The organism is Mesorhizobium sp. M7A.F.Ca.MR.362.00.0.0, from assembly GCF_004023175.1.
Classification (GTDB): Bacteria; Pseudomonadota; Alphaproteobacteria; order Rhizobiales; family Rhizobiaceae; genus Mesorhizobium.
Window position 1 is genome coordinate 1 of sequence record NZ_RZTF01000119.1, and the last position, 16,012, is coordinate 16,012.

The following is a 16,012-nucleotide window of genomic DNA, read 5'->3' on the forward strand; positions in this document are numbered from 1 at the left end:
GACGTTGACGATATACGGCTTCGGCTTGACTTGGCGGAGCAACGCGTCAAGCACGTCGTCATTGCGCTCATTGCCGAAGAAGTCGCGCAACGCATCGATCACGGTATCGCCGATGCCGTTGACCGAGGGGAAAACCGTGTGTGGATCCTCCGCTGCCGCTGTCTCCTTGCCGACCCGGATCATCTCCTCGATGGTCGAGAAGGTGCGGGCAAGCACGGCGGCCGTCGTTTCGCCGATATGGCGGATGCCGAGCGCGAAGATGAAACGGTCGAGCTCCGGCTCGCGGCGCGAGTCGATGGCGGCGAACAGCTTGTCGAGGCCCTCATAGTTGCGATCCTCGACGCTGCGCACATTCTTGCGCGTCTTGCCCGATGCGGCCTCGCGCTGCCTTGCCTGCTCCTCGCGGCGTTCGGCCAGCGCCCTGGTGACGGCCGGACGGCGATTCCTGAGCGTGAAGATATCGGCGGCGGTCTTGATCAATCCCGCATTGAAGAACGTGTCTATGTTCTCCGCGCCGAGGCCTTCGATGTCCAGGGCGCCGCGTGACACGAAGTGGCGCAATCCTTCCACCGCCTGCGCCGGGCAGATCAGTTCGCCGGTGCAGCGCCGGCGGGAATCTTCCTTGCCGGTCTTTTCGTTGATCTCGCGCGTCGCCGGCGAGCCGCAGATCGGGCAAGTGTGAGGGAACTCGTAAGGCACCGCATCAGCAGGCCGCTTGTCGATGACGACGCTGACGATCTGCGGAATGACATCGCCTGCCCGCTGGATCACGACCGTATCGCCGATGCGCACGTCGATGCCATCTCGGATCGGCTCGCCGGTCGAGTCCAGGCCCTTGATGTAGTCCTCATTGTGCAGCGTGACGTTCTCGACCACGACGCCGCCGACAGTGACCGGCGCCAGCCGCGCAACCGGCGCCAGCGTACCGGTACGGCCGACCTGGATGTCGATCTTCTGCACGGTCGTCATCGCCTGTTCGGCCGGAAATTTATGCGCGACCGCCCAGCGCGGTTCGCCGGTTACAAAACCCCAGCGGCGCTGCAACTCCAGCTGGTCGACCTTGTAGACGACGCCGTCGATATCGTAGCCGAGCGCCGAGCGCTGCTCCTCGATCCGATGATAATGCGCGATCAGCTCCTCGGCCGATTTCGCCCGCACCATCAGCGGACTGATCTTGAACCCCCACTCGGCGAATTTCTGCACCGAATCATATTGGGTCGGAGCGGGATCCGCCGTCGTGTAACCCCAGGCATAGGCGAAGAATTTGAGGTTGCGGCTGGCGGTGACGGATGGATCCTTCTGTCGCAGCGATCCGGCCGCCGTATTGCGCGGATTGACGTAGTCCTGGCCGCCGGCCGCAGCCGATCGCTGCTTCAGCGCCTCGAATTCCGCATAGGTCATGTAGACCTCACCGCGGATCTCGATGATTTCGGGCCAGCCCGAGCCTTTCAGCTTCGCTGGAATATCGGCAATCGTCTTCAAATTGGCGGTGATGTCTTCGCCGACGGCGCCGTTGCCACGCGTCGCGCCCTGCACGAACACACCGTTTTCGTAACGCAGCGAAGCCGACAGCCCGTCGATCTTCGGTTCGGCTGTGAAGGCGATGTCGAGCTCCTTGTCGCGATCGAAGAACCGCCGCCCGCGTTCGATGAAATCCGTGACGTCATCGTCGGTATAGGCCTTGGCAAGGCTGAGCATCGGCACGGCATGGCGCACCTTGGTAAAGCCTTCCGCCGGAGCGGCTCCGACCCTGAGCGATGGCGAATCCTCGCGCACCAGCGCCGGAAAGCGCTCCTCGATGGCAAGGTTGCGCCGTGCCAGCGCATCATACTCCGCATCGGTGATAACAGGCGCATCTTCGGTATGGTAGCGCCGGTCGTGCTCGGCGATCTCTTCCGCCAGCCGCTTCAGCTCGGCTTCGGCCTCGCTTTCGGTCAGGGCATCAACGGGTTTTTCGGACATGCTTTCTTCCCCGAACGGTGGCGCTACACAATAGATCAGGATTTTAGGAAAATCATTCCTGAACAGCAGGATGGAGCCATATCCTGACTCGATCCCTGACATCAGCCGTTCTTATGCAGCTGTGGTGTTCTCGCGCAGCAACCGTTCGGCGGCCGCGCGCGCTTCATCGGTGATGGTGGCGCCGGCCAGCATGCGAGCGATCTCTTCCTGCCGCGCCGGCCGGTCCATCTCGGCGATGCCTGTGGCGACACGGTCGGTGGTGCCTGATTTGGAGATCAGGAAATGCGTCGCCGCGCGTGCCGCCACCTGCGGTGCGTGCGTCACCGACAGCACCTGGACGCGCTTCGACAGTCGCGCCAGCCGCTGGCCGATGGCGTCGGCGACAGCGCCGCCCACACCGGTGTCGATTTCATCGAACACCAGCGTCGGCGCCGAACCGCGGTCGGCCAGCGCCACCTTCAGCGCCAGAAGGAAGCGCGAAAGCTCGCCGCCGGAGGCCACTTTCATCATCGGCCCGGGCCGCGTGCCTGGATTGGTGCGCACCCAGAATTCGATCTGGTCGATCCCCTCTTCCATACGGCTCTCGGCCTCGCTCTTCATTTCCACGATAAAGGCGGCGCGTTCGAGCTTCAGGGCCGGCAGTTCGGCCATCACGGCCTTGGTCAGGCCTACCGCCGCCGCATGACGCAGCGAGGACAGCTGCGCGGCGGCAATGTCGTAGGTCTCGCGCGCGGCGGTGGCTTGCTTTTCCAGCCCGTGCAGGCGCTCCTCGCCGGCATCGAGATCGGCGAGATCGGCCGACATCGTGTCGCGCAGCTGCGCCAGATCGTCTACCGCGACGCTGTGCTTGCGCGAGGCCGCGCGCAGCGAAAACAGCCGCTCCTCCGCTTTCTCCAGTCGCTGCGGATCATATTCGGTGGCGCGCAATGCTGCCTCGACGCCCGATTGCGCCGCGTCGAGCGACAGCATCGCCTCATCGAGCGATTTGACGACATCGTCGAGCAGTCCGGGCGCCTCCGTCACCTTGCGCTGCAGCCGCCGCAACAGGCTGGCCAGTTGCGGCAGGGGCGAAGATGGGCCCGACAGCACATCCTGCGCGTCATGGATTTCGGAAGCGATCTTTTCGGCCCGCATCATAGACGCGCGCAATTCGGCAAGGTCGGTCTCCTCGCCCGGCTGCGGATCGAGCTTGGTCAATTCCGCCACCGCCGCGCGCAGATAGTCGGCCTCGCGCGCGGCCGCCGCCACCTTGGCGCGGTGGCGCGACAGCTCCTGCTCGCAGGCGCGCCAGTGCCGCCATGCCCCGCCGGTCGAGCGGACGGCGCCGAGATGGCCACCGAAAGCGTCGAGCACCTCGCGGTGCGCGCCGGGATCGACCAGCGCACGCTCGTCATGCTGGCCGTGGATCTCGACCAGCGCGCGCCCGACATCGCGCATCAGGGTGACGCTTGAAGGTTGATCGTTGACGAAAACACGGGTGCGGCCGTCCGCCGTCTGCAGGCGGCGCAGGATGATGTCGCCATCATCCTCGATCGCATTGTCGGCAAGCAGCGTACGGGCCGGATGATTGCGCGGCACGTCGAAGACGGCGATGACCTGGCCCTGTGCCGCGCCATGGCGCACCAGCGACGCGTCGCCGCGCGCTCCGAGCGCCAGCGACAGGGCATCGAGCAGGATGGATTTGCCGGCACCGGTTTCGCCGGTCAGCACCGAAAGACCCGGCTGGAAGTCGATATCCAGCTTCTCGATCAGGACGATATCGCGGATCGACAGTCTGGAAAGCATCAGAACCCGAATCTAGAACGGCACGCGACCATTTGCAGTCGCAGCGCCGCACTATCTTTTTGTTTGAGCACCGGATCAATCCGAAAAGCGCTGTGGCGCTTCAGTCGATGCTCATACGTCAGGCGCCGGTGATCATCTTCCCGGCTTTGGATATCCACGACCCGGCATTCTCGCGCGGTGCAAGCCCATTGCTCTGCAAGAGCTTGTAGGAATCCTTGTACCATGGGCTGTCGGGGTAGTTGGTGCCGAGCACGGCGGCGGCGGTTTGTGCCTCCGAGGTCAGACCCATCGCGTAATAGCTTTCGGTCAAGCGGGCGAGCGCCTCCTCGACATGGCGGGTGTTGGAATAGTTCTCGACCACGGTGCGGAAGCGCTTCACGGCAGCGATGTATTCACGCCGCTCAAGATAGTAGCGGCCGATCTGCATTTCCTTGCCGGCCAACTGGTCGTTGGCGAAGCGGATCTTTTCCTTGGCGTCTTCGACATATTCCGATGTTGGCCAGCGCGTGACCAGATCCTGCATCGTCTGGACGGTCTGGCGCGCTTCCTTCTGGTCCTGCGTCACGTCCTTGATCTGACGGTAGTAGCTCAAGCCGATGATGTACTGCGCATAGGCGGCGTCATCGGTCGACGGGTAAAGCGTGAGATAGCGCTTGGCCGAGCCGATCGCCTCATCGTAATTGCCCTGGCGATAGTCGGCGAAAGCGCCCATCACCATCGATTTGCGGGCCCATTCCGAATAGGGATGCTGACGGTCGACGGCGTCGAACTTGCGGCTCGCCTCCTGCAGGCGCCCGGCATTGAGATTGGCAAGGCCCTGATTGTAGAGAACATCGGCCGGCTCGGTCTGCTCGACATAGGTCGACAGGTCGATATCTTTCTCCGACGACATGCAGGCCGACAGAAAGAGCGATGGAACAACTACTGAAAGCGCCAGGAAAACAGCCCTCTGCGGTGCTTTCAATTGACCAACTCGCTTGAAGAACATGATTGGATCTCGCCCTTTCGGCGCTATTTCAATGCCAGTTGCATGCCATTGTTTCAAAACTGGTCCCCACTTTTGAACGACATGCATTAATCGACGGCAGCAGCCATAAACCATAACCGCCTTGCCCGGCAACGCTATCTCCGGCCAATCGCGCATTTTTGTGGCGGCCGGACGCCACTTGGACATCAATGCAATTTCACTGGCGGGTGGTGCATTCCTGCAACATTCGCTATCACCCATGGAACCCGAAAAAACTCTGGGAAATCAGATCATCCAGGGTGCGTAGAGTGGCGCATTGACGGCGTTCATCTCGGCGCTGCGGCCACGCTCACGGCGCGTCGTCTCGACGATCTCGAACGCCGTGCGGTCCGACAGCAGGCGGCGCAGGGCCGCGGCATTCATCCTGTGGCCGCCGCGATAGGAGCGGAAGCAGCCGATGAAGCGGGCGCCGGCCAGCGCCAGGTCGCCCATGGCGTCCAGCGTCTTATGTCGCACGAATTCGTTGGGGTAGCGCAGGCCGCCCATATTGATGACGCGGTTGTCGTCGCCGATGACCAGCGAGTTCTCCAGCGAGGAACCGAGCGCGTAGCCTGCGGCCCACAGCCGCTCGACATCCTTCATGAAGCCAAAGGTGCGGGCGCGCGCGATGTCACGACGGAAAATATCGGCATTGAGGTCGGAGGCAAACAGCTGACGACCGATCGCCGGGCTTTCGAAGTCGATCTCAATCTCGAAACGGGTCCCGTCATAGGGCCGAAACTCCGCCCACGAGGCGCCGTTCTCGATGCGGACCGGCTTGATGACCCTGATATAGCGCCGCTTGACCGAGAGCGTCTCGATACCCGCCTGATCGATGGCTTCGACGAACGCCATGGCGCTGCCATCGAAGATCGGAACCTCGGAACCATCGATCTCGACAGCGACATTATCGATGCCGAGCCCAAACAGCGCCGCCATGATGTGCTCGACCGTGGCGATATGCTCGCCGGCGGGATCACCAAGCATGGTGCACAGGTCGGTAGCGCCGACTTCCGAAACCAGGGCACGAAACTCGCGGCCCTGCTCCGCACCGTTGAAAAGCTGGAAAACGATGCCGGTGTCGGCATCCGCGGGCACGAAGCTGATGGACACTTCCTTGCCGCTGTGGACGCCGGTGCCGGTAAGCGACGCGCGCGTCTTCAATGTCGTCTGATAGTCGTGCAAGACAATCCCCATAAGCCCGTAATGCCTAGGTCCGCTTCTCCAGCCCGAGGGCGCGGCTCTTGTGTGAATCGGCTGGCAGGGTGACTTCCCCCGAAATCCCGGCAAACCGATGATGGTAGGCAGCGAAGATAATGTCCCGTCAGGGAGACTCCAAATCACGGTTTCTTACTCTGTGTAACCGCAAAATGGAATGAGTGCGACTTGGTAAGTCGTTGAAATCACATCATTTAAAACATTAACAGGCAAGCGATTCCTCGCTTGCCTGTTAACAAATGTTACAGTCCGTTTACCAATCAGTTGGCCTGGCGGCGCAGGAACGCCGGAATCTCCAGCTGATCGTCTTCCTGAGTCGTCCTCACCTGCGGCGTCAGGCGGCCCTGATCATCGAGCTGGCCGCGGCGCGGCGCATAGAGCTGCGCATCCTGGCTGGCGAGACGGCGCACTTCGGGCGCGGCCTGGCGCAGCTTGGGCTCGCGCGGCTGCGCCGGCTGCAGCCGTGCGGGTTCTTCCTCGCGGCGGGTCAGGCCATTGGTCAGGCGCTTCAGCAGGCCCATCGGTCCGCTGTTGTTCTCGTGGTCGACCGGGCGGCTCTTGGCATCCACCTCGGCCTTGACGACCGGCGGAAAGTCCTCGACGCGCGGCATGCGCTGCGGCGCCATGGCAACCGGCTGCGGCGCCTCGCGCTGCAGCATCTCGCGCGGCTGCGGGGCCGGCTGCATCTGCTGGACCACCGGCTGCGGCATCGGCTGGGCGGGCGGCGCCTGGAAGATCTTGCTCTGCGGGCGGAAATCTTCAGCGTGGGCGACCGGGGCCGGGCGCGCCTGCGCCATGGCCGCGGCATTGGCTTCGGCCAGATGGATGGCTTCCGCGACCGGGTCGATAGCGCGTGGCTCGTATGCCGCCTGCTGGACAGGCGCCGGACGAACCTCCGCGATCTGAGCCGCCGGGCGGCTGGCCGGCTTCGGAGGCGCCGTGCGGATCGAGATCGGTGCGGCGGCGATTTCAGCCGCCGACTTGTCGATGCCGGTGGCAACCACCGAGACGCGGATGACGCCTTCGAGTTCCTCGTCGAAAGTGGCGCCCAGGATGATGTTGGCGTCCTGGTCGACTTCCTCGCGGATACGGGTCGCGGCTTCGTCGACTTCGAACAGCGTCAGGTCGCGGCCGCCGGTGATCGAGATCAGCAGGCCCTTGGCGCCCTTCATCGAGGTCTCGTCGAGCAGCGGGTTGGCGATCGCCGCTTCGGCGGCGGCCATCGCGCGGCCCTCGCCGGAAGCCTCGCCGGTGCCCATCATCGCCTTGCCCATCTCGCGCATGACGGAACGGACGTCGGCGAAGTCGAGATTGATCAGGCCTTCCTTGACCATCAGGTCGGTGATGCAGGCGACACCGGAATAGAGCACCTGGTCGGCCATGGCGAAGGCGTCGGCGAAGGTGGTCTTGTCATTGGCCAGCCGGAACAGGTTCTGGTTGGGGATGACGATCAGCGTATCGACGCATTTCTGCAATTCCTCGATGCCGAAATCCGCGGTCTTCATGCGGCGCTGGCCTTCGAAGTGGAACGGCTTGGTGACGACGCCGACGGTGAGGATGCCCTTTTCGCGCGCTGCGCGGGCAACGACGGGAGCAGCACCCGTACCGGTGCCGCCGCCCATGCCGGCGGTGACGAAGCACATATGGGTGTTGGTCAGGTGATCGAGGATTTCATCGATGCACTCTTCCGCCGCCGCACGGCCGACTTCCGGCTGCGAGCCGGCGCCAAGGCCCTCGGTGACATGCGCGCCGAGCTGGATCAGGCGGCCGGCCTTCGACATGGTCAGCGCCTGCGCGTCGGTATTGGCCACCACGAACTCGACACCGCGCAGACCGGCGGTGATCATGTTGTTGACGGCATTGCCGCCGCCGCCGCCGACACCGAACACGGTGATGCGCGGCTTAAGCTCGGTGATGTCCGGCTTCTGCAGATTGATGGTCATTGTCTCCGTCCTTTGCCTTTCACGCCGCTTCGCCGCCGCGGCCGCCTATGGGGCTGTCCCCGTCAATTTTAGAAACTGTCTCTCAACCACTGACTCATGCGATGCAGTTTTCCGCCCGTTCCGGTCATTTTGAGACCGGAAATTCCTTTCGCCGGATGGCTCTCGAAGCTCGCCATCTGCGGATAGATCAGAAGCCCCACCGCAGCCGAGAAGGCCGGCCCCTTCGCCGCTTCCGGCAGACCGGCCACGCCGAGCGGGCGGCCGATGCGCACATTGCGTCCCAGGATGCGGCGCGCCGCCTCCGGCAGGCCGGCAAGCTGGCTGGCGCCACCGGTAAGAACCACACGCTTGCCCACTGCATTGCCATAGCCGGACTTGTTCAGCCGGTCGCGCAGCAGTTCGAGCGTCTCGTCGATGCGGGCGCGCACGATGCGCGTCATCACCGAGCGCGGGATCTGCAAGGGCACGTCGCCATCGTCGCCGATCGGCTGGATCGAGACCAGGTCGCGGTCGTCCGCGCTGCCCGGCAGCGCCGAACCATGCATCACCTTCAGCCGTTCGGCGGCATCGAGCGAGGTCGACAGCCCCTTGGCCATGTCCAGCGTGACATGGTTGCCGCCAATGGCGATGGCGTCGCCATGGACGAACCTGCCTTCCGAAAACACCGAGATCGTCGTCGTGCCGCCGCCCATGTCGATGCAGGCCGCGCCCATTTCCAGCTCGTCGTCGACCAGGGCCGCCAGGCCGCTGGCATAGGGCGTCGCCACCATGCGCTCGACCGACAGATGCGAACGGTTGATGGAAAGCTCCAGATTGCGCATCGGCGCGGCGTCGCCGGTCAGCACATGCATGTCGACGCCGAGGGCGTCGCCGACCATGCCGCGCGGATCGCGCACGCCGCGTTCGGCATCCAGCGAGAAACCGACGGGAAGCGAATGGATCACCTCGCGCTCGGCCTTCAGCGCCTGCTTGGCGCCGGCGCCGAGAACGCGCTTGATGTCGGCCTCGTCGGCCTCGTGGCCGCCTAGATTGATGGTGGCGGAGAAGGCTTCGCTCTTCAGCCGGCCGGCCGTCATGTTGACGATCAGCGAATCGACCGTCAGCCCGGCCATGCGCTCGGCCGCGTCGACGGAAAGGCGGATGGCATGTTCCGCCCTATCGAGGTCAACCACGACACCCGACTTCACGCCTTGCGATTTCTGATGGCCGATGCCGATCACCTGGATCCGGTGCGAGCGGCCGCGCAGCAGCTTGCCGTCATCGCATGGCTTCAGCTTGGCCACCATGCAGCAGACCTTGCTCGAACCGACATCCAGCACCGTCAGGGTGCCGGACCGGCGCGACGCGGCATCGCCAGGACCGCCAAGCCAGCTCATATCTTCGTCTCCGGCTTGCGCTTCAGGCTCTTGGGTTTCTCGTTGAGGGCGGCTTCGCGCTGCGTCGCCGCTTCCGCCGTCAACTGCACGACCAGCCGGTCCGTCAGGCGCATGTCGACGGCGGCGATGTCGCGCGACAGCAAGCCGTTGTCATGATCCATCTTGACGAGTTCGGCGAGCGCCTGTTCCTCGTCATCCTCGGGAAGCTTGATGGTGATGCCATTGTCCAGCTTCAGGTCCCAGCGCCGTTCGCCGACGCGGATATAACCTTTGATCCGGCTCGCGAGTTCGGGATATTTTTCGACCTTGGCCAGGAAATCGGGCGCGCTCGCCGGCGCGCCGGTGCCGATCAGCAGCGGCAGGAGCACCTGCTTGCCGCCCGAGAACGGCGCGATCATGGCGCCATTCCTCTCGATGACCGAAAGCGCGTCACCCTGCTGCCAGAGCGCGAAAGCCTCACGCTCCTCGACGCGCACTTCCAGAGTATGCGGGTAGACCTTGCGGACGGCCGCAACCTCGATCCACGGCAATGTCGCAATTCGTTCCCGCGCGGCCTCGGCATTAAAGCCGATCAGCGACGTCCAACCGTCGAGTTCAAGCCTGTCGAGTATGTCGATTTCCGAGGTCTGGCGATTGCCGACCACCTTGACCTGATCGACGGCAAAGCCGGTACGGGCGGTGATGCTCTGCACGATACCCTCGACATGACCGCCGAGATAGGCGCCATAGGCACTGCTCGAGAAAATCAGCACGGCCGACATCATGGCCGCAGAAAAGCGCGGCGCCTGGAATTCCCCGACGCCCAGGCGCGCCAGAATGCGCACCGGGCGGCGCAGCATCCGCGGCAGCACGAAATGGCCCGACGACAATGGCAGGCCGAACAGCGCCGGCCCCGCCGCGCCCCTCTCCCAACCCTGTCTCCATTTCAACGCAGGCACGAAGCGTCCTCCACCATCCAACTCAACAAATCGCCAAACGAGTGCCCGGCCTGGGCGGCGATTTCAGGCACCAAGGACGTCGGCGTCATACCCGGCTGGGTGTTGACCTCGAGCCAGACAATCTCGCCGTTTTCGGAATGACGATCGTCATAACGGAAGTCCGAACGGGAAACGCCGCGACAGCCGATCGCTTGGTGAGCCTTGAGCGCCAGTGTTTGTATTTTTTGGTAAATATTCGGTGAAACTTTTGCGGGGCATTCGTGCTTTGATCCCCCGGCGACATATTTTGAATCATAGTCATAGAAGGAATGGCCGGTCGGGATGATCTCGCAGACCCCCAGCGCCACATCGCCCATCACCGCGCAGGTCAGCTCCCTGCCGTGGATGTAGCGCTCAACCATGACGGTATCGCCATATTTCCACTCGGACGAGCCGATCACCTGCGGCGGATGCGACTGGCCTTCATGTACGATGACGACACCGAAGCTCGAACCCTCATTGACCGGCTTGACCACATAGGGCGGCTTCATCGGATGCTTGCTCTGGATGGCGAAGCGGCTGGCGACCTTCGATTCGGCGACCACGATGCCGACCGACTTGGCAACCCGCTTGGCCTGCTCCTTGTTCATGGCCAGAGCCGAGGCGAGCACGCCGGAATGGGTGTAGGGAATGCCGAGATATTCAAGGATGCCCTGAATGGTGCCGTCCTCGCCAAAAGGGCCGTGCAGCGCATTGAAGGCAACATCGGGCTTGAGCTCGGCAAGCACGGAGCCGACATCGCGCCCGACATCGACACGGGTGACCTGGTAGCCTTCCTTCTCGAGTTCATCGGCACAAGCCTTTCCCGACGATAGAGACACGGGCCGCTCGGACGAAAAACCACCCAGCAGGACGGCCACATGCTTGTTTTTCATTCCCCGGCATCCCCTCTCTCACGGCGGACCAAAACCAGATTTTCCGCAACATTGAGTCAGAGTCTCCCGGCAGGTTGCCCCCCAGACGGAAAACGCTGAAAACGCGTCGAACGACTCAAATCAGGAAACGCTTTCGAGCAGAGAATCAGAGAGTTGATTCACTGGCAAGTGCTTACGATTCCGAGAGATTCACTTTCTGAGAAAATGGATGCGAAAAGCGTGTCGTTGAGTCTTTGCGGCAACGGTCGCGGACCGTGTCGGCCGTGTTAAAGTTCATGCATCACATGAACTTCAACACGCGCCACGCTGCGCTTTAAAGAAGCTGTCCCAAAAACTCCTGAACCGCATGTCCCGGCCGGAAATTGCCGATGCGCTTGATTTCCCATTGCAGCCGGATACCGGAATTCTCCAGCACCCGCGTGCGCACCGTCTCGCCGAGATATTCTAGGTCGTAGCCGGTCGCGGTTCCCGTGTTGATCATGAAGTTGCAATGCATCGGCGACATCTGGGCGCCGCCGATCATCAGGCCGCGGCAGCCCGCTCTGTCGATCTCCTTCCAGGCCGACGTGCCTTCCGGATTCTTGAAGGTCGAGCCGCCGGTCTTCTCGCGGATCGGCTGCACGGTCTCGCGATGGTTCTGCACGGCCTCCATCGCCGCCTTGATCGCCGCTCTGTCCTCGGCAAAGCCCTCGAACACGGCCGAGGTGAAGATCAGCCCGGCAGGCGCCGCCGAATGGCGATAGGCGTAACCCATATCGGCATTGCTCAGCGTCTGCACATTGCCCTTGCGGTCGAGCGCTCGCACTTCGACGACCCGCTCGCGCGTCTCGACGCCGTTGGCGCCTGCGTTCATCCGCAGCGCACCGCCGATTGCACCCGGAATGCCGTGGTAGAAATGAAAGCCGCCAATGCCGGCCTCGAGCGCCACCGCTGCGACGCGCTTGTCGGGGGTCGCGGCTCCCGCCTTGATCCTGATCGGCGAAATCACCTCGGCCTCGCCGAAGCCCTTGGCCGAAAGGCGGATGACAAAGCCCTCGATGCCGCCATCGCGGACCAGAAGGTTCGAGCCGACGCCGACGACGGTCAGTGGTATCTCTTCGGGAACGGCTTTCAGGAATGCTGCAAGATCTTCCTCGTCGGCCGGCTGGAACAGCACCTCAGCCAGACCCCCTGCACGGAACCAGGTGATCTTGTCCATCTCGGCGTTCGGCGTCAGGCGGCCGCGCAGGCCGGCAAGCCGGTCGCCCAGTCTGTCGATCAGGGCCTGGCCGTGCATCATGAGACGGTCCCGCCAAGCTCCTTGGGCAATGCATAGGCCCATTGGGTGATGTTGCCGGCGCCCAGGAAGACGACGAAGTCACCCGGCTTTGCCAGATCACGGATGACGGGCGCGATCGCCGCCGGACCCTCGATGTAGCGTGCGTCGCGATGGCCGCCGGCGCGGATGCGCGACACCAGCGCGTCCGAGCTGACGCCGTCGATCGGCTCTTCGCCGGCCGCGTAGACCGGCGCCACCATCACTGTGTCGGCGTCGTTGAAGCAGGTGGAAAACTCGTTGAACAGATCATGCAGCCGGGTGAAGCGGTGCGGCTGGGCAATGGCGATGACGCGACCTTGGGTGGCGCTGCGCGCCGCCTTCAGCACCGCCGAGATCTCGACTGGATGGTGGCCGTAATCGTCGAATATTTCGACGCCGTCCCACGAACCGGTATGGGTGAAGCGGCGCTTGACGCCGGCGAAGGACGACAGGCCCTTCTTGATCGCCTCGGCCGACAGGCCGAGCTCATGCGCGACCGCGATTGCTGCCGTCGCGTTGGAGACGTTGTGGCGGCCGGGCATCGGCAGGCGCAGGCCTGCTATGACAGTCTGGCCGCCTGTCTTGCGGTCGCGGATCACCACGTCGAATTCCGAAATGGCACCTGCCATGCGGTGATTGGTAAAGCGCACGTCGGCCTGCGCATTCTCGCCATAGGTGATGACCCGGCGGTCCTCGATGCGGCTGACCAGTGCCTGCACCTCGGGGTGATCGGTGCACATCACGCCAAAACCATAGAACGGCACGTTCTCGACGAACTGGCGGAACGCCTCGCGCACCTTGTCGAAGCTGCCATAGTGATCGAGATGCTCGGGATCGATGTTGGTGACGACCGCGATCTCCGCCGGTAGTTTCAGGAAAGTGCCGTCGCTCTCGTCGGCCTCGACCACCATCCATTCGCCGTCGCCCATGCGCGCATTGGTGCCATAGGCATTGATGATGCCGCCATTGATGACGGTCGGATCGAGCCCGCCGGCATCGAGCAAGGTCGCCACCATCGAGGTCGTCGTCGTCTTGCCATGCGTGCCGCCGATCGCCACCGCCTGGCGAAAGCGCATCAGTTCGGCCAGCATTTCGGCCCGGCGCACGATCGGCAGCAGCTTTTCGCGCGCGGCCTTCAGCTCTGGATTGGATTTCTTGATCGCCGTCGAGACGACCACCACCTCGGCATCACCGAGATTTTCGGCCCTATGGCCGACGAAGCATTCGATGCCCTTGTCGCGCAGCCGCTGCACATTGGCGCTTTCGGCCTGGTCGGACCCTTGCACCTTGTAGCCGAGATTGTGCAGCACTTCGGCAATGCCGCTCATGCCGATGCCGCCAATGCCGATGAAATGCACAAGGCCGATGGTCTGCGGCATCTTCATGCTTGCGTCCCCTTCCTGAAATCCGAAACGGTTTTTTTGGACGCAATAGCCTCTGTAAGATCAGCGAGCAACCGTGCCGCGTCCGGCCTCCCGGCCGATTTCGCACCCGCCGCCATCACCGTCAGCCGATCGGGGTCTTCCATCAGCTCGCCGATGAGCGCTGCGATGCGTTCGGACGAGAGCGAGGATTGCGGATGCACTTCGCCGCCGCCGGCAGCGGCAAGGGCCGCCGCGTTCGCCGCCTGATCGTGGTCGAGCGCATAGGGGTAAGGCACCAGCAGCGCCGGCCGGCCGATGACGGCGATCTCCGAGACGGTCGAGGCGCCGGAGCGCGAGATCACCAGGTGCGCAGCCGCCATGCGCTGCGCCATGTCGGTGAAGAAGGGCGAGACCTCGACGGCGACGCCAAGCGCGGCATAGGCTGCCTTGACCCGCGCCACGTCATCCGCGCGCGCTTGTTGGGTGATCACCAGCCGCTTGCGCTGTGCGTCGGAAAGCAGCGCGATGGCTCCCGGCACGGCATCGGAAAAGAACTGGGCGCCCTGGCTGCCGCCGAACACCAGCAGGCGGAACGGCTGTTCCCCGGTCGATGCCGCATAATTCATCCTGGCCGCTTCCAGCACGGCCGGCCTGACCGGATTGCCTGTCGTCACCGTCTTCACACCGGCAGCACTGGTGTCCTGCGGCAGGAAGCCGCCGGCGATGGCGTCGACACGGCCGGCCAGCGCCCGGTTGGCGCGCCCCATCACCGCGTTCTGCTCATGGATCAGCGTCGGCACCTTGCGCCGTGTCGCCGCGTAGAGCGGCGGCAAGGTTGGATAGCCGCCGAAGCCGACGACGGCATCCGGCTTGATCCTGCCGATGACGGCGGAAGCCTGGCGCACGCCGCGCCAGATTTTCCAGAAGGCGCCAAGCAGGGCAAAAGGGTTTTTCGAGCCCATCGTCGCCGACTGGATCGGGTGGACGGCGGCGGCCGGAAAATGGCCGGCGAAACGCTCGGCACGGTCGTCGGTTGCCAGATGCACCGACCAGCCGCGCTCGTTCAATTCATGCGCCAGCGCCTCGGCCGGGAAAAGATGCCCACCGGTGCCGCCTGCCGCGAGAAGGATGACGCCTCTGGCCATATCACTCCGCCGGCACGGCGCGTTGCGACAGGCCAAAGCCCATCTGCTTGCGCTTTTCCGGCCGCTTGCGTGTCAGCGCCAGCACCATGCCCATCGAGATGGCGATGGCGATCTGCGAGGAGCCGCCATAGGAGATGAACGGCAGCGTCATGCCCTTGGCCGGCACGAGCTGGAGGTTGACGCACATGTTGATGACCGCCTGCAGGCCGAACACGGTGACGAGACCGCCGACCGCATAGCGGGTGAAATCGTCATGCTCCTTCAGCGCCGTGTTGAGGCCGCGCAGAACGATGAAGGCGAAGATCGACATGATGAAGAAGCACATGATCAGCCCGAACTCTTCGCCCGCGACCGAGAAGACGAAGTCGGCATGGCTGTCGGGAATGACCCGCTTGACGGTGCCCTCGCCCGGTCCGACGCCAAACCAGCCGCCATTGATCAGCGCTTCGCGCCCCATGTCGACCTGGAACGTGTCGCCCTCGCCGGTGAGGAACTTGTCGATGCGCAGGGCAACGTGCGGGAACACCGTATAGGCGGCAAAGACGCCGCCGACGCCGGCCGCGCCGAGCGCGACGATCCACAGCCAGGGCAGCCCGGCCATGAAGAACATGATGCCCCAGGTGCCGGTCGTCAGCATGGTCTGGCCGAGGTCCGGTTGCGCCACCAGCAGCGATACGACCAGCACCAGCAGCAGCATGGCGAACAGATTGCCCGGAATATCGGGCTGGCGCTTGTGCTCGGCGAACAGCCAGGCGCACATGATGACGAAGGCCGGCTTCAGGAATTCCGACGGCTGGATCGACAGGCCGCCAAGCGACACCCAGCGGCGCGCGCCCTTCACCTCGACGCCGATGTAGAGCACCGCCACCATCAGCACCAGCATCAGGCACAGGATGACCAGCGCCATGCGCCGGATCTGCCTGGAATCGAGGAAGGAAACGGCCAGCATCACGCCGAGCGCCGGCACGGTGAAGATGATCTGCCTGGTGGCAAAGTGGAAACTGTCGAGGCCGATGCGTTCGGCCACCGCCGGGCTGGCGGCGAAGGACAAGACGATGCCGAGC

General features: G+C 63.8%; 12 protein-coding genes. All 12 read right to left on the bottom strand.

Translation table 11 applies throughout. From position 1 onward, the window contains the following. The coding region (gene ligA / locus EOC06_RS16515) for an NAD-dependent DNA ligase LigA (RefSeq protein ID WP_128308276.1) at window positions 1-1,962 on the bottom strand (1,962 nt) is incomplete at its 3' end. 111 nt (window positions 1,963-2,073) lie between these two features. Further along, window positions 2,074-3,747, bottom strand: a complete 1,674-nt coding sequence (recN, locus tag EOC06_RS16520; protein ID WP_128308277.1) for a DNA repair protein RecN — start codon at window positions 3,745-3,747, stop codon at window positions 2,074-2,076. Between the two features lie 118 nt (window positions 3,748-3,865). Further along, window positions 3,866-4,735, bottom strand: coding sequence for an outer membrane protein assembly factor BamD (locus tag EOC06_RS16525; RefSeq protein WP_127269547.1), 870 nt, complete (start codon window positions 4,733-4,735; stop codon window positions 3,866-3,868). A 264-nt stretch (window positions 4,736-4,999) separates the two neighbouring features. After that, entirely contained in the window at window positions 5,000-5,950 is a 951-nt protein-coding gene (gene lpxC, locus EOC06_RS16530) for a UDP-3-O-acyl-N-acetylglucosamine deacetylase (protein ID WP_023813134.1), read from the bottom strand. 281 nt (window positions 5,951-6,231) lie between these two features. Then, complete coding sequence (gene ftsZ / locus EOC06_RS16535) at window positions 6,232-7,914, bottom strand: cell division protein FtsZ (protein WP_127273569.1); 1,683 nt, start codon at window positions 7,912-7,914, stop codon at window positions 6,232-6,234. 68 nt (window positions 7,915-7,982) lie between these two features. Continuing rightward, entirely contained in the window at window positions 7,983-9,290 is a 1,308-nt protein-coding gene (gene ftsA, locus EOC06_RS16540; RefSeq protein WP_127328878.1) for a cell division protein FtsA, read from the bottom strand. After that, the gene (locus EOC06_RS16545; RefSeq protein ID WP_128308278.1) at window positions 9,287-10,228 is read right to left on the bottom strand and encodes a cell division protein FtsQ/DivIB; all 942 of its coding nucleotides are present in this window, start codon (window positions 10,226-10,228) and stop codon (window positions 9,287-9,289) included. The genes ftsA and EOC06_RS16545 overlap by 4 nt, the downstream gene beginning before the upstream one ends. Further along, on the bottom strand, window positions 10,216-11,142 hold the full coding sequence (locus EOC06_RS16550) for a D-alanine--D-alanine ligase (protein WP_127328876.1): 927 nt from the start codon (window positions 11,140-11,142) through the stop codon (window positions 10,216-10,218). The genes EOC06_RS16545 and EOC06_RS16550 overlap by 13 nt, the downstream gene beginning before the upstream one ends. Window positions 11,143-11,455: 313 nt before the next feature. Then, entirely contained in the window at window positions 11,456-12,421 is a 966-nt protein-coding gene (gene murB, locus EOC06_RS16555) for a UDP-N-acetylmuramate dehydrogenase (protein WP_027034937.1), read from the bottom strand. After that, entirely contained in the window at window positions 12,418-13,824 is a 1,407-nt protein-coding gene (murC, locus tag EOC06_RS16560) for a UDP-N-acetylmuramate--L-alanine ligase (RefSeq protein ID WP_023813140.1), read from the bottom strand. Before murC ends, murB begins: the two co-directional genes overlap by 4 nt. Next, window positions 13,821-14,948 carry an undecaprenyldiphospho-muramoylpentapeptide beta-N-acetylglucosaminyltransferase gene (murG, locus tag EOC06_RS16565; protein ID WP_128308279.1) on the bottom strand — a complete coding sequence of 376 codons (1,128 nt, stop codon included), beginning with the start codon at window positions 14,946-14,948 and terminating at the stop codon, window positions 13,821-13,823. Before murG ends, murC begins: the two co-directional genes overlap by 4 nt. A 1-nt stretch (window position 14,949) precedes the next feature. Further along, window positions 14,950-16,012, bottom strand: a 1,063-nt coding sequence (gene ftsW, locus EOC06_RS16570) for a putative lipid II flippase FtsW (RefSeq protein WP_128308280.1), incomplete at its 5' end; no start/stop codon positions are given.

Bases quoted from the DNA above. Each gene is read 5' to 3' on its own strand.
- recN (WP_128308277.1), bottom strand. From the start codon at position 3,747: ATGCTTTCCAGACTGTCGATCCGCGATATCGTCCTGATCGAGAAGCTG.
- EOC06_RS16525 (WP_127269547.1), bottom strand. From the start codon at position 4,735: ATGTTCTTCAAGCGAGTTGGTCAATTGAAAGCACCGCAGAGGGCTGTT.
- lpxC (WP_023813134.1), bottom strand. From the start codon at position 5,950: ATGGGGATTGTCTTGCACGACTATCAGACGACATTGAAGACGCGCGCG.
- ftsZ (WP_127273569.1), bottom strand. From the start codon at position 7,914: ATGACCATCAATCTGCAGAAGCCGGACATCACCGAGCTTAAGCCGCGC.
- ftsA (WP_127328878.1), bottom strand. From the start codon at position 9,290: ATGAGCTGGCTTGGCGGTCCTGGCGATGCCGCGTCGCGCCGGTCCGGC.
- EOC06_RS16550 (WP_127328876.1), bottom strand. From the start codon at position 11,142: ATGAAAAACAAGCATGTGGCCGTCCTGCTGGGTGGTTTTTCGTCCGAG.
- murB (WP_027034937.1), bottom strand. From the start codon at position 12,421: ATGATGCACGGCCAGGCCCTGATCGACAGACTGGGCGACCGGCTTGCC.
- murC (WP_023813140.1), bottom strand. From the start codon at position 13,824: ATGAAGATGCCGCAGACCATCGGCCTTGTGCATTTCATCGGCATTGGC.
- murG (WP_128308279.1), bottom strand. From the start codon at position 14,948: ATGGCCAGAGGCGTCATCCTTCTCGCGGCAGGCGGCACCGGTGGGCAT.